This is a genomic window from Tenacibaculum aiptasiae, from assembly GCF_965221665.1.
In the GTDB taxonomy this organism is placed as follows: domain Bacteria; phylum Bacteroidota; class Bacteroidia; order Flavobacteriales; family Flavobacteriaceae; genus Polaribacter; species Polaribacter aiptasiae.
On record NZ_CBDCSN010000003.1, the window covers coordinates 1,060,170 to 1,083,484 of the forward strand.

The 23,315-nt window shown below is 30.3% G+C and carries 16 protein-coding genes; 7 read left to right on the forward strand and 9 right to left on the reverse strand.

Annotated elements, in window-relative coordinates:
• Window positions 1–2: 2 nt before the first annotated feature.
• The 6 genes from ACOQN8_RS16495 to ACOQN8_RS16520 form a co-directional block, all read right to left on the reverse strand.
• A complete protein-coding gene (locus ACOQN8_RS16495) occupies window positions 3–1,049 on the reverse strand; it encodes a sensor histidine kinase (RefSeq protein ID WP_420553515.1) in 1,047 nt (348 codons plus the stop codon).
• The gene (locus ACOQN8_RS16500) at window positions 1,049–2,188 is read right to left on the reverse strand and encodes an FIST signal transduction protein (protein WP_420553516.1); all 1,140 of its coding nucleotides are present in this window, start codon (window positions 2,186–2,188) and stop codon (window positions 1,049–1,051) included. The genes ACOQN8_RS16495 and ACOQN8_RS16500 overlap by 1 nt, the downstream gene beginning before the upstream one ends.
• 6 nt (window positions 2,189–2,194) lie before the next feature.
• The gene (locus ACOQN8_RS16505; protein WP_235274818.1) at window positions 2,195–4,291 is read right to left on the reverse strand and encodes a PAS domain S-box protein; all 2,097 of its coding nucleotides are present in this window, start codon (window positions 4,289–4,291) and stop codon (window positions 2,195–2,197) included.
• Between the two features lie 279 nt (window positions 4,292–4,570).
• Window positions 4,571–5,110, reverse strand: a complete 540-nt coding sequence (locus ACOQN8_RS16510) for a heme NO-binding domain-containing protein (protein WP_420553517.1) — start codon at window positions 5,108–5,110, stop codon at window positions 4,571–4,573.
• Between the two features lie 3 nt (window positions 5,111–5,113).
• A complete protein-coding gene (locus tag ACOQN8_RS16515; protein ID WP_150899558.1) occupies window positions 5,114–5,527 on the reverse strand; it encodes a response regulator in 414 nt (137 codons plus the stop codon).
• Window positions 5,528–5,725: 198 nt separating this feature from the next.
• The gene (locus ACOQN8_RS16520) at window positions 5,726–6,115 is read right to left on the reverse strand and encodes a hypothetical protein (protein ID WP_420553518.1); all 390 of its coding nucleotides are present in this window, start codon (window positions 6,113–6,115) and stop codon (window positions 5,726–5,728) included.
• Window positions 6,116–6,349: 234 nt separating this feature from the next.
• Between ACOQN8_RS16520 and ACOQN8_RS16525 the strand changes: the two genes are divergently transcribed.
• The 7 genes from ACOQN8_RS16525 to ACOQN8_RS16555 are packed head-to-tail and all read left to right on the forward strand — an operon-like array spanning window position 6,350 to window position 12,361.
• Window positions 6,350–7,753 (forward strand): GspE/PulE family protein, encoded by a 1,404-nt coding sequence (locus tag ACOQN8_RS16525; RefSeq protein WP_420553519.1) that lies wholly within the window; start codon window positions 6,350–6,352, stop codon window positions 7,751–7,753.
• 28 nt (window positions 7,754–7,781) lie between these two features.
• Entirely contained in the window at window positions 7,782–8,696 is a 915-nt protein-coding gene (locus ACOQN8_RS16530) for a cell wall anchor protein (RefSeq protein WP_420553520.1), read from the forward strand.
• A 1-nt stretch (window position 8,697) separates the two neighbouring features.
• On the forward strand, window positions 8,698–9,153 hold the full coding sequence (locus ACOQN8_RS16535) for a hypothetical protein (RefSeq protein ID WP_420553521.1): 456 nt from the start codon (window positions 8,698–8,700) through the stop codon (window positions 9,151–9,153).
• Window positions 9,153–10,424 carry a hypothetical protein gene (locus ACOQN8_RS16540; protein WP_420553522.1) on the forward strand — a complete coding sequence of 424 codons (1,272 nt, stop codon included), beginning with the start codon at window positions 9,153–9,155 and terminating at the stop codon, window positions 10,422–10,424. The genes ACOQN8_RS16535 and ACOQN8_RS16540 overlap by 1 nt, the downstream gene beginning before the upstream one ends.
• A complete protein-coding gene (locus tag ACOQN8_RS16545; RefSeq protein ID WP_420553523.1) occupies window positions 10,412–10,777 on the forward strand; it encodes a PulJ/GspJ family protein in 366 nt (121 codons plus the stop codon). The genes ACOQN8_RS16540 and ACOQN8_RS16545 overlap by 13 nt, the downstream gene beginning before the upstream one ends.
• Entirely contained in the window at window positions 10,764–11,231 is a 468-nt protein-coding gene (locus ACOQN8_RS16550) for a hypothetical protein (protein ID WP_420553524.1), read from the forward strand. Before ACOQN8_RS16545 ends, ACOQN8_RS16550 begins: the two co-directional genes overlap by 14 nt.
• Window positions 11,231–12,361, forward strand: a complete 1,131-nt coding sequence (locus ACOQN8_RS16555; RefSeq protein WP_420553525.1) for a type II secretion system F family protein — start codon at window positions 11,231–11,233, stop codon at window positions 12,359–12,361. Before ACOQN8_RS16550 ends, ACOQN8_RS16555 begins: the two co-directional genes overlap by 1 nt.
• 359 nt (window positions 12,362–12,720) lie before the next feature.
• On the opposite strand, the gene ACOQN8_RS16560 is transcribed toward ACOQN8_RS16555, so the two are convergent.
• The 3 genes from ACOQN8_RS16560 to ACOQN8_RS16570 are packed head-to-tail and all read right to left on the reverse strand — an operon-like array spanning window position 12,721 to window position 23,284.
• Window positions 12,721–13,053, reverse strand: a complete 333-nt coding sequence (locus ACOQN8_RS16560) for a hypothetical protein (protein ID WP_420553526.1) — start codon at window positions 13,051–13,053, stop codon at window positions 12,721–12,723.
• A 13-nt stretch (window positions 13,054–13,066) separates the two neighbouring features.
• On the reverse strand, window positions 13,067–17,806 hold the full coding sequence (locus ACOQN8_RS16565; protein WP_420553527.1) for an RHS repeat domain-containing protein: 4,740 nt from the start codon (window positions 17,804–17,806) through the stop codon (window positions 13,067–13,069).
• Between the two features lie 12 nt (window positions 17,807–17,818).
• Entirely contained in the window at window positions 17,819–23,284 is a 5,466-nt protein-coding gene (locus ACOQN8_RS16570; protein WP_420553528.1) for a hypothetical protein, read from the reverse strand.
• Between the last annotated feature and the right edge of the window lie 31 nt (window positions 23,285–23,315).

The following is a 23,315-nucleotide window of genomic DNA, read 5'->3' on the forward strand; positions in this document are numbered from 1 at the left end:
ATTTATTTTTTTAATGTAAAATAAAATGTTGTTCCTTTTGTTAGTTCAGACTCAATCCATATTTCACCTTCGTACTGTTCAATAATTTTTTTTACTATAGATAATCCTATTCCTGCTGATTTATAATCGTTCTCTAGTTTTTGGAATGCTAAAAATATTTTATCAAAGTATTTTTCTTCCATTCCTTTTCCATTATCCTTAATACTAAATTCCCAAAAACCTTTTTTATCAGTATAATTAATTGTTATCTCTCCTTGTTCTTTGTCATTAAACTTAACCGCATTATCTAAAATGCTAAAAAACAATTCTTCTAGTCTAAAATTATCTCCTTGTACCATTGGTAATATCTCAGGAATACTAAGCGTAATATTATTGGGTACTGATATTCTCTTTATTACCTTATTTACTGTTTTATTAAGGTCTACTTCATAGGTATCTTTAATTAATTTTCCTATGGTTGAATATTTAGCTATTCCTTTAACCAATTCATCCATTTTCTCAACATTCTCTCTAATCAAATTAATTTTTTCTCTTCCATCTTTCCCTAAAGCTTCTTTATAGTCGTCTCGTAACCAAAACGTTAATGCATCAATACTTTGTAACGGCGATTTTAAATCATGCGTTACTAAATGTGTATATTCATTTAGTTCTTTGTTTCTGCGCTCTAAGTTTTCTAACAACCTATCTCGTTGTTTATTTATTTGAAGTATCTCTTTAGTCTGATTATCAATAACATCCACTAATTTTGAAGAATCTAATTCAGAGATTTCATCATTTTCTTCTGTTAAATCGTATGAGTTTAGTGTACTAATTACATTCTTCAGTTTTTCTATTACTTCTTTTTGAGATTTCGACTCTTTTCTAAGTCGCTCATTTGCTTGATAAAGTTCTTCGGAACTTATGGCTGTTGCTCGTTGCAACATACTAAACTGCTCCTCAGAAGTATTATAGGATTTACTTACCGCTTCAACAAGACTCTTTACCTCTTCATTCTCTTGTAAAGAAGGGCTTAGGTATTTTCGCAACTGTCTTTTTATTAACGGATTCATTATTCACTAATTAACGTAATTGTCATTGTTTGATTATGCAATTGGCAGTTCGTTTCATTTCTAAAAGGAGCTATTTCTCCATATGAATACAAGCCACAAATAGTTGTGTCTTTTCCTACTACTTCTAACACTTCTTCTACTTCCTCTTCTACTCTTTGATCTAAAACTAATTTTCTTCCAATACAACTCACCAAAATGGCTAATTCTGGATCTGTTTTTCTTAATTTTAAAGCGTCTGAAGCTGCTTTTTCTGATGCATTAACAATACTGTCTACATTAGTCATCATCAATTGAACTCTAGAGCCCTCTAAAATATCTCCAGCTAAAATCATTGAGTTCTTTTCTTCATCAATATTTAAAATAGTTCTTACTATTGATTGCTTATCGTTTGTCGATTTTACTTTTAAGGGGTATAATAAAGCTGCTCCTGGCAGTTCTTTTGATTTATCTCCCAAGTATTTTTTATATAAATCTAAGGCTGGTAAATCATCTAATTCGTATAAAATATTAGCATCAGATTTTGTTACAATTCGTTCGGGACCAAAAGGAGTCCAACCTCCATTAATTGAAAAACTTACATCTAAGGTTTCTCCATATAATCCTATAGCTACTATTTCACCTTTTTTAGGCTGTTCATTATAAGAAGCAATCGTTTTCTCAAAACGTGCTGCATCTCCACATAAAGCTCCTGTAATTAGCAATTCATTATCCGTAGCTGCATTCATTCCTCTTGCTAACTGACTTCCATTTATAAAACTTCCTTCTGAAACAATAAATACATGTTTTAAGCCTTCACTTGAAAACTGTTTAATTAAGTTTTCTCCTGTTACAAAACTCTTCTTGTTAGAATCATCATTTAATACATTGGCCGTTTTTATAACATATGTACTTTTTTCAAATTCTATTGCAGTAATTGTTACACTTTCATCATCTACATATTTTGACGTGATATCTCCCGACGTAGATCCAAAAACAATATGTCCATCGTCAAATAATCCTCTTACTTCATTATAAATATTTTCATCTTCTAATAAATATCTATTCCCAAACACCAATACTAAAGGCTCTTTTAACGAATTTTTTTCACTTATGTATTCCCAATCGGTATTCTTCGTTTTTTTTAATTGTACAGTCTTCATATGTTGTTATTTTTTAATGGTAAAATAAAAGGTAGTTCCTTTGTCTACTTCACTATCTAACCAGATTGTCCCTTCATATAAGTCAACTATTTTCTTAACTATTGAAAGTCCTATACCTGTAGATTCTTTACTTTTATTTAATGAATGGAAAATTTTAAATATGCGATCATGGAATTTTTTTTCTATTCCTATTCCATTATCTTTTACATAGAATTCATAAAATGAAGGTTCTTCTTTAAATCCAATATCTATAATTCCTTTTTCTTTATTTCCAAACTTTATAGCATTACTAATTAAGTTTTGAAATAATTGCTGGAACTTTGTTTTATCTCCTTTTACTATTGGTAAACCATCCTGTATATTTATAGTAGTATTTTCTGGTATGTAGAGCATTTCCTTTAAATCATTTAAAACCACATTCAAGTCTACATCTTGTGTTTCTGTAGTTACAGAATCTACACTTGAGTAGTTTAAAATATCTGAAATTAAACTCTCCATTTTTTCAAGAGTATTCTCTATTAAATCGAAATTTTGAAGTGTCATTTCGTCTAATTTCCCTTCATTATCTGCTTTTATCCATGAAGTAAGTGCGTGTACACTTCTTAGAGGTGATTTTAAGTCATGAGAAACGATATGAGCGTATTCGTTTAGCTCATTATTACTCTTTTCTAGTTTATTAAGTAATTGAATATTTTTCTTTTCAGCCTTTTCTCGTTCTCTAATATTCATAGCACTCTTTAGTTGCATTGAAACTAAACTTGCTATGTGTTCTAAAGTATCAAGGTGATCTTTTCTAAAAAAGTTTTTATCAGGGTGCTCAGAATCTATAACTCCTATTACCTTTCCTTCACTAATAATTGGTACTGATATTTCAGAAAATCTTTTTTGTCCGTCAATAACATAACGATCGTCTTTAGAAGTATCTTTGATAATCTCTGCTTTTCCTGAATTTGCTACGTGCCCTACTATACCTTTACAAATAGGTAAGGAAAATTTATCTATAATTTCTTTAGCCTCACTTACTTTTGCTCCATAGGATGCTATTTTTTCTAGCGTATTGTCTTCTCTATTTACTAAATAAATAACGCAATCGTCAGTTCCTAAATATTCCGCAATTTTCTGAGTCATTTCCCATGCTATCTCAAAAATATTATTTTTCCCAAGGATAGATTTTGCCAAATCATTAATCATATCTATAATTAATGTTCTTTCTCTCTCATGAGTAATATCTTCTATTATAGCAACTTGAAATTTGATTTCCTCTTGACTATTTCTAACTGCATTTACATTAGTTTTCGCCCATAAAACTGATCCGTTTTTTCTTTTATATCTTTTGTTTAGCACAAAATTATCGATCTCTCCAGAGTTCATTTTATCAATTAATTTTTTAGACTCTGGATAGTCTTCTTTAAAAGAAATATCGGCTACAACAAGCTTAGAGAATTCTTCTTTTGTATATCCTAATGCTTTTTGAAAAGATTCATTGGTTCTTAAGATACTTGTACCTTCTGTAAGCACAATTCCAAACGGTGAGTTTTCTACAATGATATCAAGTTCCTTCTTTTGTTCCTCTATTAATGCTGAAGTACGTTTAGTTTCTGTGATGTTTCTGATAATTCCCTGTGCAGCAACAGGTTTATTATCTTTATCATACACTATACTTGCATTAATTTGCACCCATTTAACTTGCTTATCTTTACTAAAAATTCTTGCAGTGTAATTTGAAAAGGTACCTTTATCCTTTAACTCCGTAAAAGATTTAAATGCATATACTGCATCTTCTGGATATATTAAGTTAACTACGTTTAGTTTTTCTTTTTCTATATCATATCCAAAAATATCAACTGCAGCATCATTCATTCGAAGCACATTTCCTTTTAAATCCATTATGAGGTATGCATCGATGAAGTTTTCAAAAACCCCCTCTAGTTGAGAAGATTTCTCGTTCAGTAAATTTTCGAGTTTAGCATTCGCGGCCTTTAACTCTTCAGACATCAAGTATAGCTCTCTTGATTTGTCTTCTAAGATTTTTTCAGCAGCTTTTCTGGCCGCTTTTTCTCTCGTTAAAGCGCGCTGCAATAGATCTGTCGTTGGGGGACTCATTTATTTTTCTTTTTAAAAACCCTTCTTAATTTTTTATCTTCTAAAAGAACAATAGCTAAGTATTTTTAAAAGTGCTAAATGTTACATTTTATCAGATATTAAATTCAGTATAGTTAATTAGCGTCTGTACCAAATCTAACATTTTTTTTTGATTTTTAAAAATTTTCACACAAGTTTTTTCACTCAAAACCAACCATTTATAGCTTTAAATTAAATTACGAGGTACTAAAACACCTCCAACGACCTGATTATTTATTTACTTCTATTTTCGAAATAACTTTAATTTTTATTAATAATAAACTTTACTTCACTACCATCTTTCTTTGTTCTCTCTAACACAATAGTAGCCGTACTGTTAAAGTATTCAAACGTTTTGTTCATTAAACCTAAGCCAAAGTGATGCATTGCTCTACTCGACTTATAGATTAAAATTAACGAATTCTTCGTTTTTTCTTCTACAATAAATGTAGGAAGCTCTGCTTTTGGGTATATTTTACGCACCTCTACATGAATATGATTCTCAATTGATGCCAATAGCTCTATTGGATCAGTATAAGTGTTTAAAAGCCCTGGATAACTTTCTTCTAAGACGCTAAAAAAATGCTCTCCATATACCAAAAGTAAATTGTCTGTCGAAATCCCAGTATTATTACTCAAATTTCCCAACAATTGAAGCATCTCTGAAAAACGATATGTTCCAATTGCAGTATAGGCCCCTCCAGATTCCAATTCAGATTGTGATATAATTTTATCAACCATTTCTAATCCAAATTTACTTTCTACGAGGTCCAAAAACTCTGTAAAAACTATCCCTTTCAAATGTTAACTATTCTTTAGTTCATTTATTGACCAATATGCTAGGGTTGCTTTTATTTTTTCCACATAATCATCATACTTTAATGGCTTTAACATATAACCAGATACACCTATTCTATAACATTCGTGAATGTCTTTTTGGTTATCTGATGTTGTTAAAATCACCGTAGGTATGTGTCTTAGATCTTCATCTTTTTTTAAGATTGATAAAAATTCTATACCATTTATTTTTGGCATATTTAAATCTAATAAGATTAGATCTGGTAAATTCTTTTTTGTTTCTAAAATGACCAAAGCTTCTTCGGCCGTTTTAGCTTCTGTGATATTATGTTTTAGTTCTAATAATGAAACTGTTCTATTCATTTTCATTATTTCTATCATATTATCCTCAATTAATAGTACATCTAATATTTTTGCCATCGAATTATTACAAATAAATTATGGGTACAATTTAAGTTTAATTATCAAAAATTAAAGATAGATTGCGTCTAAATTAAAATAAGTGTCGATAAACGGTAAAAAAGTGTCGGTAAACAAAATTCAGTTTCCTTTAACGGTTCTTTAAAAATTTGCTAATGAATTAATATTACCTTAAGTTTTTGTAAACATTATTAAATGTTAAAGTATATACAAGTTAACAATATCTAATAATGAGTTTATTCCTAAAATTATTATTAAGAATAACGCTTGAAATCCAGCTAAAGGAACGTTTTTTTCTTTTAAACTTGGTTTTAGTATTATAAATAATATATATGAAAAGATTAATGATACTGAAAAAAGAACAAAAAAACTGATAATTGGAAAACTTACTGCTAAAACTCCAAAAAAGAAAAAATCTCCTAAACCTATAGCTTCAAAAACACCTTTCTTCATCTTATAATTACTATAAATTTTAAGAATAAAAAATAACAGTAAGATGAATAGTAAATTGATACTAATATTAATTAAATATACATATGGTGTGGATTTCAAATAATAAATTATACCTCCTACAATAGCTGTAAGCATAAATAAAAAGATATAAACCTGCCTATCTTTTAAGTCTTGTATAAAGATTACTGCTAATAAAACTAAAAATATGAGAAATAAATACACCAATTTTTTATTTACAAAGCTACTATAGTTTCTTTATAAACAATAGAATTAATTTTGATTTTATTCCAACTAACTTAATTAAAAATATAGTTATATCCTTGTTTTTAAATTTCATTACTTAAATTTGCAAGGCTATAATTTTATTGCATGGAAAAGTTTTTAACAGATATACCTACTGAATTTTTACAAAAAATTAGTTCCGATATAGCTTACGGCTATCGTATTGTTCCTTTTGATTACCAAAATGGGACTATTCATGCTGTTACTGATGCCGATAATTTATTGGGTATTGCTTCAGAATTAGAGATCTTGTTAGGTCAAAAACTTCATTTGGTTACCGAAGACAAAGAATCTATAAACTTTTTATTACAAAAAAATTATAGAAAAACGAATAGTTCTACCATGAGTTATTCTGAAGATTTTCTTCTAAATTTAATTCATGAAGCCAAACAAATTGGAAGTAGTGATATTCATTTTGAAGTTTTTGAACATAAAAATAGAGTTCGTTTTAGAATTGATGGTAAACTATTAGAAAAGTATATTATTTCTAAAAGTGAATATCCAAAAATTGTAAACCGAATAAAAATAATGGCTGGCTTGGATATTTCTGAAAAGAGATTGCCTCAAGATGGTCGTATTAATCTTTCAAATGCGCAAGAAGATTTTGACATCCGTGTATCTTCTTTACCTACATTACATGGTGAAAAACTAGTACTCCGTATTCTTTCTAAAAACAGTTTAACTGTTCAATTGGAGAATTTAGGTTTTTCAGAAGAAGAGCTTAGTACTTATAAAAACTCAGTTAAAAGACCTAATGGTATTGTTTTAATTTCAGGTCCTACAGGATCAGGAAAAACAACTACTTTATATGCTACCCTTAAGCTTTTAAATACAAACGATACTAATATTTTAACTATTGAAGATCCTATTGAATATACATTAGAAGGAGTAAATCAAGTACAATTAAAAGAAAGTATTGGATTGGATTTTGCTAGTACACTACGTACTTTTTTACGTCAAGACCCAGATATTATTATGGTTGGAGAAATTCGTGACGTAGCTACTGCTAATATGGCTATACGTGCCGCATTAACTGGTCACTTAGTCCTTTCTACAATTCATACAAACTCAGCTTGGGCTACAATTTCTAGGTTAATTGACATGGGAGTCCCTCCTTTTTTAATAGCTAGTACTTTAAATGTAAGTGTTGCCCAACGATTGGTTCGTAAATTATGCGATAACTGTAAAACTAAAGTCACTACTGATAAAAATGCTCTTCCTAAAGAAGCTCTCTTAAACCAGGAAATAGATACTCATTATAAAGCTGTAGGCTGTCCTACTTGCTACCAAACTGGTTATAAAGGAAGAAAAGCTATTTATGAAATAATCCCTATTACAAAAGAATTAGTTGAAAATATTCAACAAAAAGATTTAGATATCACGGATTACTTAAAGGAAAAAAAGATTGCTACTTTAAAAGATAATGCTATTAGTATGGTTAAAAATGGTATTACTTCTTTAGATGAAATTTATCCTTTGCTAATTAATTAATTGCCTACTCACATCTATAATTATTACTATGAAAAAATTATTTTTTATTTACCCGTTGCTGTTTTTAAGCTTTTCTATTTTCTCTCAAACTTCTGATAAAGTAAAAGTATTAGATACTAGAAACACAAATGAAACTCCTTATTTTTATAATCATGAGGTCAAATTTGAGTTTAAAAACAGGCATGTTATTAACTCTCCTGGTTCTGGAGGATATACAGGACTTTTTACCTTTGCCCCATGGTCAGATAATTCTGGTGGATCAAAACATCAATTAAGTTTTAATACAGGCGGTATTTTTTATAGAAGAGGTTCTATTGGAGTCGGTTGGAATGATTGGTATGAATTATTGACCAAAGATGCTGATGGTTCAATTTCTAACAAAGCTCCTATACGAATTACCACTAATTCAGATAGTCCTTTAAGCTTTATCAACACTGATAATTCGTGGCAATATATACAATTCATCCAAAGTGGAAGCAGGAAAGTATATGTGGGGCTAGATACTAATAATAACTTTGTTATAACTAAAGAAAATGGAGGTAATATAGCACTTAGAGGAGCAAAAGTTGGAATCGGTACTGTTTCTATACCTTCTGATTATACATTAGCAATCGCAGGTAAAACAATTACTGAAGAAATAAAAGTACAACTGAAAACGAAATGGCCTGATTTTGTTTTTAACAAAAACTATGATTTACCAACTTTAGAAGAAATTGAAAAGCATATTAACGAAAAAGGTCACCTTAAAAACATTCCAAGTGCTAAAGAAGTAAAAGAAAATGATGGTATAGAGTTAGGTGAAATGAATAGAAAGTTATTACAAAAGATTGAAGAACTTACTTTGTATACTATTCAACAACAAAAAGAGTTACTGAAACAAAAAGAAAAAAACAGTACTTTAGAAGCCCGTTTATTAAAGCTTGAAAAACTAATTTTAAAATAAATTGACTAAACAACAAAAAACATATTTATTATTAGCTGCTGTAATCCTTATTTGGGGAATTATTGGTTATCAGTTTTTTAATCAGTTTTCTTCAAATACTCCAGAAGTAACTACAGCTTCTTCTTTTGAGTTTGTTCCAAAAAAAATAACCAAACAAGAAGCTTATACTGTAAAAGCTGATTATCGTGATCCTTTTCTTGGAAAATTACCTTCTGATAAAAAGAAAAAAGTAATTGTTAGAAAAAAAGCACCCAAAACCAACATTCCTTTCCCAAATATTATATACAATGGGGTTATTGAAGGTGGTTCAAAGTCTTTTATCCTTACAATTAATGGTATGCAAGAAGAAATGTCTATTGGACAAACCTTACATAAGGTTACCTTAAAAAAAGCAAATAGCTCAAAAGCAGTTGTTGTTTTTAACTCGGTTTCAAAAACAATTCAATTGCTAGAATAATGATTTTTTTCAAAAAGCTTAAAGCGGGTGCTTTGCAATATGTATTAGCTATATCTACTATTATAGCACTCGTTTTATTTGCTTTTATTTCTTTAGTATACCTACAACAAAAACTACAAACAAAAAACGCTTTTTTTAAAGAAGCTGTTCTTAATGTTCAATTCGGATTCCACTCTTTAGCCAACGATCAACTTTCGTATAACCAAGTTAAAGAACTTCAAGTTTCTGATAATATTCAAGAAAAAACAAGTATTGTAAAAAAACACTGGGGTGTTTTTGATGTTGCTACTGTAAATTCTAACGTAAAAAACGAACATTTTTCTAAAACTGCTATTTTAGGAAATCACAATTTAAAAAGAGAAGCCTTATATCTTAAAGAAACTTATGCTCGTCTTATATTGGTTGGTAATTCTAAAATTGTAGGTAACGTATCCTTACCAAAACAAGGTATCAGTACTGGTAATATTGCTGGAACTTCGTTTAATGGAGACAAACTGTTTTATGGAACTAGAAAAACGAGTACTAAAACATTACCAGAAATTGCAAACAAAGAGTATTTTAAAAACTTACTTCGTTTAAATTTCTTAAATGATAACACATCTTTTTTCGAATTAAGTGATGGTCTTCAAAAGCATCAATCTTTTACTGAAGAAACATTAGTAAATACCAATAATGGTCATTTATTTTTAAGTAATATTACACTAAAAGGAAACATTATTCTCCATTCTAGCACTAAAATCATAGTAAACTCTTCAGCTGTTTTAGAAGACATTATTTTAATTGCTCCTGAAGTAGAGATTAAATCGAATGTTAAAGGGAATTTCCAAGTGTTTTCTTCTAAAAAAATTCATGTAAATAAAAACTGTCATCTTGCCTACCCTTCTGCTTTGGTTTTACTTAATAAACAACAACAAAACACCAATTCTAATAATAAAGACAAAGTATTAATTCAAATAGATGCTAATTCTTATGTGAAAGGAATTGTATTATTTGAGCAAGAATCGTTAAAAACCAGTATCAATTTTACTCCACAGATAAAAATTTCAAAAAATAGTATTGTTACCGGTGATGTATACTGCAATAAAAACTTAGAATTACTTGGTACCGTTTATGGTTCTGTATATACAAGTAGTTTTATCACATTACAGTTTGGTAGTACCTATACAAACCATATTTACCATGGCGTAATCAACAGCGATAAGCTACCTAAACAATATTGTGGACTGTCATTTAAGAATCCAAAATTAAAAGTTGCAAAATGGGTTTATTAAAGCGTTTACATACATATATCAACCAAAAGGTTAAAGCATCTTCTTTAACAGAAGTATTGGTCGCTACTACCCTAATTTTATTGATTTTTGGAATCGCTACAGCAACTTTAAACAATATTCTACATAATATTACCAGAGTAAATAATCAGGCTATTGAAACTGAGTTAAACGAACTACAATACCAATATTTAAATGGTGCTTTGCAAGTTCCTTTTTATGCTGAAGATGATGAATGGAAAATTGAGGTTTTAAAACATACTGAAAACAATCATAGCTTTATTATTTTTGAAGCGACTCATATACTGTCGAAAAAGAAACGTACTAAAAAACTAGTTGCTATTGAAAATAACTAAAAAAATACAAGCCATAACTTTAAGTGAAATGCTAATAGTATTGGTAGTTTCTAGTATAGTTATTTCTTTAGCCTTTGTTACCTTAACATTGGTACAAAAACAAGTATCCTCTATTAAAAACAATTTTCATACAAGACAAGAAACTCAGTTTTTAGAACGTATATTATGGCAAGATTTTAATAAGTATCATTGTAAATACAATGCACCAATAAACAGACTTGAACTTATAAATAGTATTGATACTGTTTTTTATAGTTTCCAGAATGATTTTGTGATTAGAAATAACGATACTTTAGAGGTACAAATACAAAACAAACAATTGTTTTTAGATGGTGTAACAGTTACTAACGGAACTATAGATGCAATTCGGTTAGAAACTAGTGTCAGTTTTAGAAATAACAAATTGTTTGTATATAAAATTAAAGACGCATCGTATTATTTAAATAATAATTAATGGCTTTTCAATTAGATAACATCCCTAATCAAACCAAAGAAAAAAAAGAAGGTTTTGACATCGATTCTTTACTTAAGAAAGAGATAACACTGTTTAGCAGTTTTTCTAATAAAAAGAAGGAAGCCTTTTATATTGAACTAGCTGTATTATTAAAAGCAGGATTAGAACTTAAAGATGCCCTAGAGCTTATTGCTAACGAACAAAAAAAAGAAATAGACTCACAACTATTCAAAAACATAATAAACGACTTAATTGCGGGTAAAAACCTTTCTGAAGCTATTAAAGCTCAGAATAAGTTTTCTGAATATGAATATTACTCTATTCAAATAGGAGAAAGGACAGGTACTTTACAAAGTGTTGCCGAAGAATTAGGTAATTTCTATAAACGAAAGAACGAGCAACGTAGAACTGTAATTAATGCCTTAAGTTACCCTATTGTAGTTTTATGTACTGCCTTTTTAGCTGTTTTATTTATGCTACAATTCGTTGTGCCTATGTTTGCAGATATTTTTAAACAAAACAGAGTTGAACTTCCTTGGATTACTCAAAAAATTATTGCCATCTCTAATAGTTTTACCAAATATTATTGGGTTTTCTTTTTATTCATTGTTTTAATATTTGTGTTTATCAAAGTTTTTAAAAACAAGGAATGGTATAAAAGAATTAGTTCTACCATTCTTCTTAAAATTCCTTTTGTAGGTGGGTTTGTTCGTAAAGTTAAACTAGCACAGTTTACTCAAGCTATCTCTTTACTTGTTGGGGCTAAAGTTCCTTTATTAAATGGAATTCAGCTGACTAAAAACATGATTGAGTTCTACCCACTTCAAAAAGCTTTAGACAAAGTAGAAAACAATATTTTAATTGGTAAAACCTTGCATGAAAGCATCTCCTTAGAACCTTTTTTTGACAAGAAAATGAGTTCATTGATTAAAGTTGCTGAAGAAACCAACCAAACAGAAACCATTTTTAATCGATTAACCTACCAATACAACCAAGAAGTTGAAAATAAATCTAAAATGATTAGCGCTACTGTTGAACCTTTAATTATTGTAGTTTTAGGAGGTATTGTAGCAGTTATTTTAGTAGCTATGTATTTACCTATGTTTAAGTTAAGTACTGTTATGGGCTAGTTATATATAACTTATATCAACTCTAACTTATCATTTTTTCTATTACACTCAACAATTTTACGAGGACTAAGCCAAAATTTATTTGATATCATCAGTGAACTCCACTGACGCAATAAAAAACTTTGCGAAACTATCAGCGAACTCCGCTGACCAAATAAAAGCTTTGCAAAACCATCAGCGAACTTCGCTGACATAATAAAAACTCTGCAGAATCATCAGCGAACTTCGCTGAAAGAAAAAACTACCTTAATTAATTAAAATTAAGGTAGTTTGTGTATTTATTGTTGATAACTATTTATGCTTACTCATGCTTGCCACTAGTTATAAACTAGCGGGAGCGGGGGAATTATAAACCTGTGCTATTTTGAGCGTATATCTAAAACTTTATGTAATTTTATTTCTCCAATCATCTCTTCACCTCTATATACGTTATAGGATTTTTTTAAAACAATTTCTCTTTTAATTAAATCAAAATTTATAAGACTTATTCTTACTTCAAAGAATTTATCATACGTAGCTTCATTTTTTTCAATAATATCATAAATAAAAGAATAATTAATACCATTGACATTTAATGAAAACCATTTAACAACATCATCTTGTGGCTTTTCTTCTTTAGATATTAATTTACTCCTTCTAATTTTTAAACTTCCTAAATAGTTATATTCTCTATTTTTTATTTCAATTGGCATAAATAAATCATAATTATTTTATTATCGTAATACCTCCCATATTAGATAATTGAGATCCAGGTATTATATATGCCCCCATACCATCAGTATAAGGACTCCAATAAGCACCAGCAGTTCTTACTCCTATTCTAGCACTAATAACTGTATAACCGTTAGGATATAGGAATTTACCAAATTTGTGTGCATTGCTTAGAGAATTTGCAAAATACTTTGCTTCTGTACCTCCTTTCTGTACCGTTAATTTATTAGTAGCCTTTATATTTGCTAGTTCAACATTATCAACTGCTCTATATACAGTAACTCTAGTAGTCGGGTTTAAATGACCTCTAGAATTAAAACTCATATTAGTTCTTAATTTCCCTCCCCCAAAAGCTCCTGCCGCTAAAGGTGCTGCAGTTCCAACATAGTCTGAGCCCACTTTATACTGTGCCCATCTATCTCCATACCACATCCTTAAATTATAACCACTTAAAGGTTCAGGAACACCACTAGATAAAACTTTTCTTACCTGCTGTTTTATTACATTATCTGGTCCATTTAAAACATCAATAGCTACTCTTAAATCTCTTTCGTTAAATTTATATGCCTGACCTCCTTCCCAAAATTGTGGACCTAATCCTTTATAAAAATCATTTTTAGATAATAATTTTATATCTTTTGACGTATGAATATCATCTAATATATTAGTGTGTTCAGATGCTCCTCTGTAAGCATCAAAAAAATCTCCTTTTGGACAAGGTATTTTTTTTCCTTGAGCATCATAACAATATCCTCCATCAGGATCGACAAAGTTAACTCCATTATTCCCCATCGCTAAATATGGGCTATAAAACTGTCCATAAGGATCTGGACTTAACCATCTATTAATTCTTGGATCATATAAACGTAATTGAAAAGCTTGTTTTCCTGTTTCTGAATCTGTTTCAGAAAATTCTCCTTGGTAGCCATACCTATAAGGTTCACCATTAACAAATTGTCTGTTAGGCATTACCATTCCACCAGGGTAATAATCTGTTTTACTCATCGCAATAGCCTGGTCTCCACTTTTAGCTATTACTGTACGTACATTTCCTAAATGATCAGTTAACTGATATACATTAGTATTAGTTGTTTTTTTATAAATACCTAATCTATTCTCACTATAAATTGGTAGTTCTATTTGGGTATTATCATCATAAATGGCTATAACATTTCCAGAAGCATCCCTTAGGTAATTTGTAATTTTATTAATGGTGATACCATCGACTTTATAACTTATCTTTTGTATTCTATATCCTTTGTCATTGTAAAAGAACTTAATCAAAGATACATCATTTTTAATTACCTCTGTAACTAACCCACTTCCATTGTACTTGTATTTAACTCCTTCTCCTTTATTTTCTATCAACTGTCCAATATTATTATATACATAATTTCCAGCTTCTTGAGTGTCTATATCTTGTACTCCAACATTACCTACATTATCTATAACACGATCCAATCTATTGGATTTTCCATTCTTATAAGTATAACTTAACTCGTCCATTTTATTGGAACCAGATTCTGTATTCTTATTTCGGTCTAAACTTAAAATATTTCCATTAGCATCATATGTAATATTACTTACATTATAATCTCCAATTCCATAAACCCCACCTGAAGTTGACCCACCAATTTTTGCAGTAAATGTAAGCGAACTTGATGCAGTAACAGAAAAACCTTCTTCTAAAGTAATAGAGTTTGTAGCTAATTTATCCTGACTACTTAGTACTGGAAATTTTAAATATAAGTTCTCAGGAGTTCCTGCTTGTACCCCTCCCATTCCATCAAATATCGCTGAAGTTAACCAGTTATTACGATCATATGAATATTTGTATTGTGATGGAGTGCTCGTATCCTCCTCTGAATTACTCTTTGAACCCCAAGTAAATGCTTTGATATTTCCGTTGTACTGATTTACAGTTCCAGCTGTTGGAACAACAAATTTATTATTACGGATATAATCTCCTGTATGATAGTCTAAGACCATTCCAAACAAATCATTTCCTTCTGGATTAATCTCTGAATCTTTCACCAGATCAGGATGGTTAATAGCTTTTAACTGTCCAGCCAAATTATAAACATAATCTATATCCTGAAGACCTTCTGCTAAAGTAACTCTTTTTATAGCTCCTGTTTCATAATAGTCATAACTCGCATGTAAGGTAAAAGAGTTATCATCATCAACGGTAGAAGTCTCTACTGTTTTCAATTGCTGAGTATCTTGATCATACGTATATCTATGAATAAATTGTTCCTCTACATTATTTTTTTCAAAATATATTTTGCTTACCTGGCTTGTAATAGGCTCATATACATAATCTATCGTCTTTGCTTCTGTTAGCCCTTTACTTATTTGAAAAATCCATTTTACTCTACCATGAACATCGTAACTATAGTAAGTTTTTGATATTATTGTTCCAATATCATCTGTATTATATGTATGTGCTACACTTCCTGATAAAAATGTTGGATTTGTATACCCAGAAGTTAATGCTGTCTTTTGAGTATCTGTCAGAAAATCATACTGAGTAAAACTTTGTTCTTTACATCTACTATTAGGTAATCCATCATCATCTATACTGATGTCATCCAAAAAATTTTCTAGTAAATCATCTACTTTTTTAAAGGTAATTCCCCCTATTTCTTCTTTATAAACCCCACTCTCAACTGAACGTCCTAATCGATCATAATTTGTATATGAAAACTCCTTAGCTAATACCTGCTTAGAATTTTGAGAAAATCGAATTTTTCCATCTTTTCGGTACTTAAACCATGCCTCTCCTTCATCTGGACTTTTTGTATAAGTTAATAGTCCTAATGTATTATATACAAAAGTACTCTTCAAACTTTCATTATGAGTTACTATAGGTTTTAACTCATTTAAACAAGTTGAATCGAAACCTAAAGGTTGTAAACTTTTTATCAATTGCCCAGCTTTATCATATTCATTCAAACTAAAATCATAATAATTTACTTTATAGCGTATTCCTACAGCATCTATCTTTACAGGATTAATCGTTTTTCCTATTTTATCTATATAAGTAAGTGCATGACTTGGAGTTAGTATTGTTTCTCCAACATATTCAATTCTGAAAAAACCAGAATATTTTAAAGCTGATACAGATACAATTTTTTCTGTTTTTAAATCATAAATTTTATAATTACTTGAATCTCCAATTAATTGAGCTGAATTATTTGAAGTGCCTTTTGGAATATGAATATCCACATATTTTTGTTTCCCTATTAAAGATAACACTTCATATTCTTTATTTCCTCCTGAACGGGCTGTTCCTAAAATTTTACCTTCTGAGTCGGTAAATGCTACAGATTCATTTCCATGTGCATCTTGTACTACTGTTTTTCCTGCCTTTAACCAAACAATCTGATTGTTCCCATTTCCTAAAATATTTGATATATTTTCATAAGTACTTGCTTCAGATGGATTACTTTCAAAAGCATTATATCCAAACACATAGTATAGTTCCTGTGCTGCTGGCATAGAAAAACTATAACCTCTTTCCCATTTATCATTTGCATCATCAATTGTTCCATTACCATTTGTATCATGCTTATTTCCTCCAACTACTTGCTTAACCCTCCCAGATAATAAACTACTATAGATAGTGCGAGAATAAGGACGATCAGTCTTATCTTGAAAAGGCTCTGAAGTATTAGAATTACTATAATACCACCCTAAAGAATTCAATTCATCTCCTATTTTAGGTGAATTTTCAGGTAATACTCCATCAAAATCGGTTCCTTTATAAACAGTTCCATCTGGTTTCTTAACAAAATCAGATTTAAAAACTAAAGTCTCATTTGAATAAGCTGGGCCACTTAATGTTTGTACAGATAAACGTCCTTCTGCATCATAAAAAGTATGAGCTCCCCAAACTTTTTTAGTTTTTATATCTAAACTCAAGCCTTGTTCTATCTTACCTAAATCGTTATAATAAGTTTTAGATTCGCTTGTAACTTTCTTGTTAATCAAATAACTCTTCTCATACAAAGAGTTTCTTGCTTCAATAACAAACCCTTCACCAACTGGACATCCTGAATTTGCCGAACTACCCGCATTCAATGGACACTTATCATCCTTATTAGTCACATATCCCTCCGCTTCACAAACACTAGTAAACGTACTATTATTAGCATAATGTGGTGTATTTGGATCTCCCAATCCATCATTATCTTGGTCCCTATACAATTTTATAACTCCTACACTTGAATTAGAATCATTGCAATCACCTTTTTCCAAAGACCAGCCGGATAATACATTTCCTAATGCACATACCACCTTTGACTCACTTCCAATTCCTATTCCGTCTCCATCTGCATCTCGATACCATGTCAATGGTTTTATGTCAGCCTCAGTATCATCACAATCTCCTATTACCAAAGACCATCCTGTTAAACTATTGCTTAATACACATTCTATTTTAAATTCACTATCTAATCCAAATCCGTCTCCATCTGCATCTCGATACCAAGTTCTAGGCTTTACTTCCGCATTATTATCATTACAATCACCATTTTTAATCGAGTATCCAGGTGTACCAATTGTTAATCCACAAATCTGTGAACCCGCACCATAGCCATCTCCATCTGCATCTCTATACATACACACTGTAGTGCTTCCTCCTCCTACATCTGGATCTTCAATCTTAATCTGTGCTTTAACTGAAAATACACCTACCAATATGAAAACTAAACTTACTATAAACTTATTCATTTTTCTTAGCTTTTATTGTTCTTCAATTTCTTTTATATCTCCATCACCATCGCCACATGTTCTAATATGTGTACCTATTGCCTCTCTAATAGCTCCCGTAACCTTATCTTTTACTTGGCATCTGTAATATTTTCGTTCATCGCAATCTAAGTACATAGGTATTTCACTAAGGGTATCACTCCATGAACTGTAAGTAACATTTGTACTTGATGAATTAGGTAATACCCATCTATACTCAAAATCTCCACTTCCGCCTGAAACATAAGCCCTAACAACGTAACTACCTGTACCTGAATTCAATAAAGAAGCTCCTAAACTTAAATTTATTGTAGAATATACTTCACTTAATTCTAACTCTCCATTTCCATTTGTATCCATTTCTACAAACTTCTTATATGTATACCTATACTCTTTTATCTTTACTTTACCTTCAGTTATCCCTGTATCATTAGTAACCTCAGTCCAAACTTCAGACAACTTCCCTACTGCATCATATTTATAATGTGTATATAACCCATTAGTTCCTATTATGTGTGTTACTTGATCCCATTCGTTATATACATAACTCATCATACCCGAACTCATTGGGTGTAACCTAAAATCATCTAACTGCACTTGTACACTTGGACTCTTAACACTAACTGTAGTTCCTTCACTTGGAATTGTAATATAACCTTGCTTTTTTACCCAATCCCCAGCTCTAACATCTTCTCCATCTTCAAAATCTAAATCTCCTGTAGAACTTCCAATATTTATTTTTAATGTTGGAATAGTTCCATTACTTAATTTTTTAACCCACACCGAAAGCTTAAAGCGTTGATAAATTGCCTTATTTCTTTCTTTTCTTTCAGGCACTAACGTTTCAAAAGCAGGAATATTTGCTCCAACCTCTACAATACCTCTTCCTGTATGCGCTTCTGATTCTAAAACAGTTTTATACCCAGTAGCCTTTATTCCTCCATCGAAATAAGCTCCGTCAACATATTCCGCACCACTATAGTATACATCATCATAATTTGCATTAGCTGTTGCAATTACTTTAGAATACGAATCTCCCATCTTTGTAGTGACGTAATTACCATTAATATCTTTTACCTCTATTGGCTGAGAATAGTGATCATAACGAGTAGTTTCATTAAGTAGTTGCCAATTATCACTTTGATCAATTCCAATAGTCCAATTAAAATCAACTTCTCCTTGTGTTTCAGTAAAGCCTAAAGTTCCATCTTCATTTTTAAGTCCTTTCCAAACATAACTGCGATGTTTTCTCCAAATATCATTTGTTGAACTAGTTGTCCTATTATTAAGAATGTAATCCCAAGAATTCTTCCAAGTAGTAATTCCAACTCCTAGAGCTTTCCATGTATTATCTCTAAATATATAACTGTAATTAGCAGCTTCCTGAACAAGCATGTTTTTATTGGTTTCATTGTCAACTTTTGAACCCATTTTTGAGTAAGCACCAATTGTATGAGCTGGAACTTTTTTGGTTTTATAAAGTTCTCCTTGGCTCATATAAGATTTAGTTTCAAGTAATTCTCCAGTATTAAAATCATATTTACTAAAAACATCTCTTCTTAATTGACCTCCTTCGGTAATCACAGTTTCCTTTAATACTGACGGAAATACTGATTTAGACGTAATACTTAATTGATATGTTTTGTAAATTTTGTTTACATCCCAATAATCTCCAACTACTGAGTACGTATTAAAAGATTCGCTTTTAACACCTTGTTTAATTTCACTTAAAGGCAAATATTTATTTTCATGTTTACTTAGTAATTGTTCTTCTTTATTATAAACATTGTGTTCTAATAATTTACCAAGCATTGAAAAATTATTTTTTATTTCATACTTCCCTTTATTTAATTTATTAATAGAAGTTTTTAAGTGATCTCTGTTATAATAAGTAACATCAATTGGAAGGTTTTTTTCATCTTGTACTTTGCTGATTTGAAGTACATCTCCTAAACTATAACTAGTACCAGATTCAACTTCTTTAGCTAGTGTTTTAAACTTATAATTATTTATAAATTCATCACTCTCAACAACTACATTACCATACAGTACAGAAGGTGCAGGTAATTCTGACATATATTTAATATTCTTATTATATTTAGAAGGAGCGTATGATGTTACTCCAGATGATTTATAATTGATATCATTCTTGTTTTTATCAAAACCTTCTTGATTATAATAATAATTTGTAGTATACGTTTTATTATCTCCTTTAACCTTAATTTGTTTAACTCTTACACCTCCACCGTTTTTATTTTCTTCAGTTATATTAGAAGCAATATTATAATAAAAAACGTGTTTTGTAGCATCAGGACAACCTCCACCCATGTCAGGACAAAGACCTCTCTTTCTTAATTGTAAATCTTTCATATCATAAGAAAACTCTCTACCAAATAAGTAACTATCTCTACCACTCCTATGATCTTTAGATAAATTTAAATCTGTTTCAAAAACTACTTTATTATTAACAACACTAACTACATCTACAAGTTTATCTTCAATATTTACCTTTCCCCATCTCACTTGACAATCCCAATCTCGATATTCATGTCTCGTACAAGCCCAAATATTAACTTTTGCTTTTAAGTTCTCCTTAAAAAAATTTAAGAAGTTTACGTTATTTGGATTATTTGAATATAAGTTTGTCACATCAAACCTTAACTTCCCATTATAGTTATAAAAAACAAACTTCAAACCTTCCTTAAAAAAAGTCTCATAATTGACTGCTTCAGAATAATCATCACTTTCATAGTCAATTATTACTTCTGAACCTATTGGATCAATAATTTTATTCATACTCCAAGCCGCCGCACTATATTTTTGATACCCCCAATCATCTATATCTTTATAACTATACGAGTAATTAGCTCCATATTCAAACTGATAAGGAGGAACCAATCTAATGCCATTCCTTCCTTTCAATTGTACTTTCTTTAACGTTAATCTTCCACTCAATGTATTATTTGCATTAGGTGTTCTCGTAGCTAAGCTATAGTCTTGTATTAACTCTATGGTGTTACTAGATAAATTATCTATGTTGGGTATATGATGTAATAAATCCTCTTCCTCTAACACATTTTCATGGTACTCACCTTTCCAACTTTTATCATGAATTGTAACTGGTGCTTTATAATTATCCCAAGAAGATACTGCTCCCCAATTATCTTCAGATAAAGTTATTTGTTCTACTAACTTTATCTTTGCCTTAATCTGTGAAGTTGACTCACTTGGATTTGAATAGTTAAAATCACTTGGTATTAACTTATTCTTTAATACTACTATTTTACTAAGTCTTAATAAGTCATGATTATATCTATTATACTCAACGTTAACTTTATGAACAGTTCTGTATTTACCAGCACTAAAAGTTCCATAACCTTTAGGTAAAGTTTCTCCTAAACCTTTAAAATAATAGCCATCATCTTCAGGATTATACTCAAACTTTTTTATAACATAATTATTAGCTTGATAGTTTTTTGAATTCAACTTAGCTATTGACTTATTGTCTCTTCTTTTTCCTTTAACAAACAAAGCTGTATGCGTCCTTGTCTTAACTGCGTTTAAATAGTATACTTCTCTTACACCCCACTCATAAGTTTTAGAAGTAGGTGTCGTTCTAAGGTCACTTCCTCTAGGTGTTCTCCATGTATATCCATCACTCCATTTCCCATAATCAAACATTACCCAATAACCTAAATCATTTTCTGACAATTTACCATCTCCATCATCCACATAGTCTGATCCAGTAATTGCAGTTAATAACCAATGAGTAGCATAAGGGGCCAACTGAAACTCTTCATAAAACTTTTCATTAATATTCTCATCATACTTTGCAAATCTTGAAAATCGTTCTCTTTGATAAACTGGTACAGAATAATGATATGTTTTACCATCTGCCGTGGTTATTTTAAATGCTCCAATTCCATCCTTTGGAACTTCAACATGATTCCTATTAAAATTTGTAGGACTATAAACTAATGAAGGGTTATCAATTAGTTGCTTATTTGTATATGTTTCTATAAAATCTCCTTTTTTCAATCTTTTGGATACTTTATTCAAATTATCATATTCAACTCCATCAATAGTTACTTTGGAACTTAAGGTAGATGTTGGTGAAGCAATATCTGAAAACTCATAAACACTTGCTGGAGTAGTTCCCCATTGATTTGCATTAATATTTAAATATGAAGAATTTTCATTGTTAAAATAAAAATATATATTGTCACTATTATTACTAATCTCCTTAGTAAAAGAATCTCTAATATATGACTCTGTCATATATCTTACTCCTTTCAAATTAAAGTCTCTCTTCTTTGGTGTTAAAGAACCGTATTCAAACAAATTAGGGCTTATATTACCTGACACTCCTTGACCAGATACTGAATAAAAATCATAAGAAGGCAAATAAATTTCTTTATTAAGTACAGACTCATCTGTTTGGTCATACGTACTAGAATAAGTATCAAAACCTACAAGGTTTCCAAACATCTCACCATCTCTTACCTTTTTATTATTACCAGCATACAATGTACCAATACTTTTATAGGCTTTAGAATCAAAATGCCAATATCTAATTTTACTACTTGAAAAATTAATATTCAATAAAAAAATAGAAATATTTAAATTAAAACTATCCCCTGCAGGTGCAATACTCATTGAAGAATTTAAATCTCCACTACCTCCTCCTAAAGAACTTAAACTACTAATACCCACCGAACCTTTGAATTTGGATTTAGCATTTGCTCCTGTTCCTGTTCCTGTACTACTATTTTTTTCTACTCCATAATCTGCTGAATAAGCTATAGAAAAAGCTCCTTTCTTAAAGGAATAACCTATACCAATAGCACCTCCTGCACTAACAGAAGTATTTTCATTCTTTGAGTTATATCTTTTGCCAAAAGCTAACCCTACACCATCAGTACCAGCTCTTCCTTGTAAATTCCCATATCCACCAGAAACCCCTAGATCAAAACTATATGTAGTTTCTCCTCCAAACGCTTTATTTTCAGCATATGAAGCATACAACCCTACTGAATATTTACCTTTTCCCCAACCTACTCCAATACCAAAATCATGACTAGTAACCGTACCTCCTATATCATACACTAATGAAGAGAGCTTTTCTTCTTTCCAATCATCTGGAACTCCATTGACAGATCTATTAATTGCTCCAGGATTAATATTCCAACCTAGACCAACCCACGAAGCTTCTTGATCTACAGCAATTCCTGCATGATAACTTAAAGTTAATGGATAACCTCCTTCTGGACTTGGCACATTTAATATGGGTAAAACATAGGATAAATCTCCAGTTACCAAATTTACCATATCCATTGCATCTACTGGTTCAAAAGTTGCAGCCTCAGGTGCTACTGGACCTTGTGCTCTTACTCTCCATGAAAACAATACCAATAAACTAACAACAATAGCAATTCTTCTAGTTTGTTTATTCTTTATCATAATTTTAGTATTTTCTCTTTTATATGTTTAT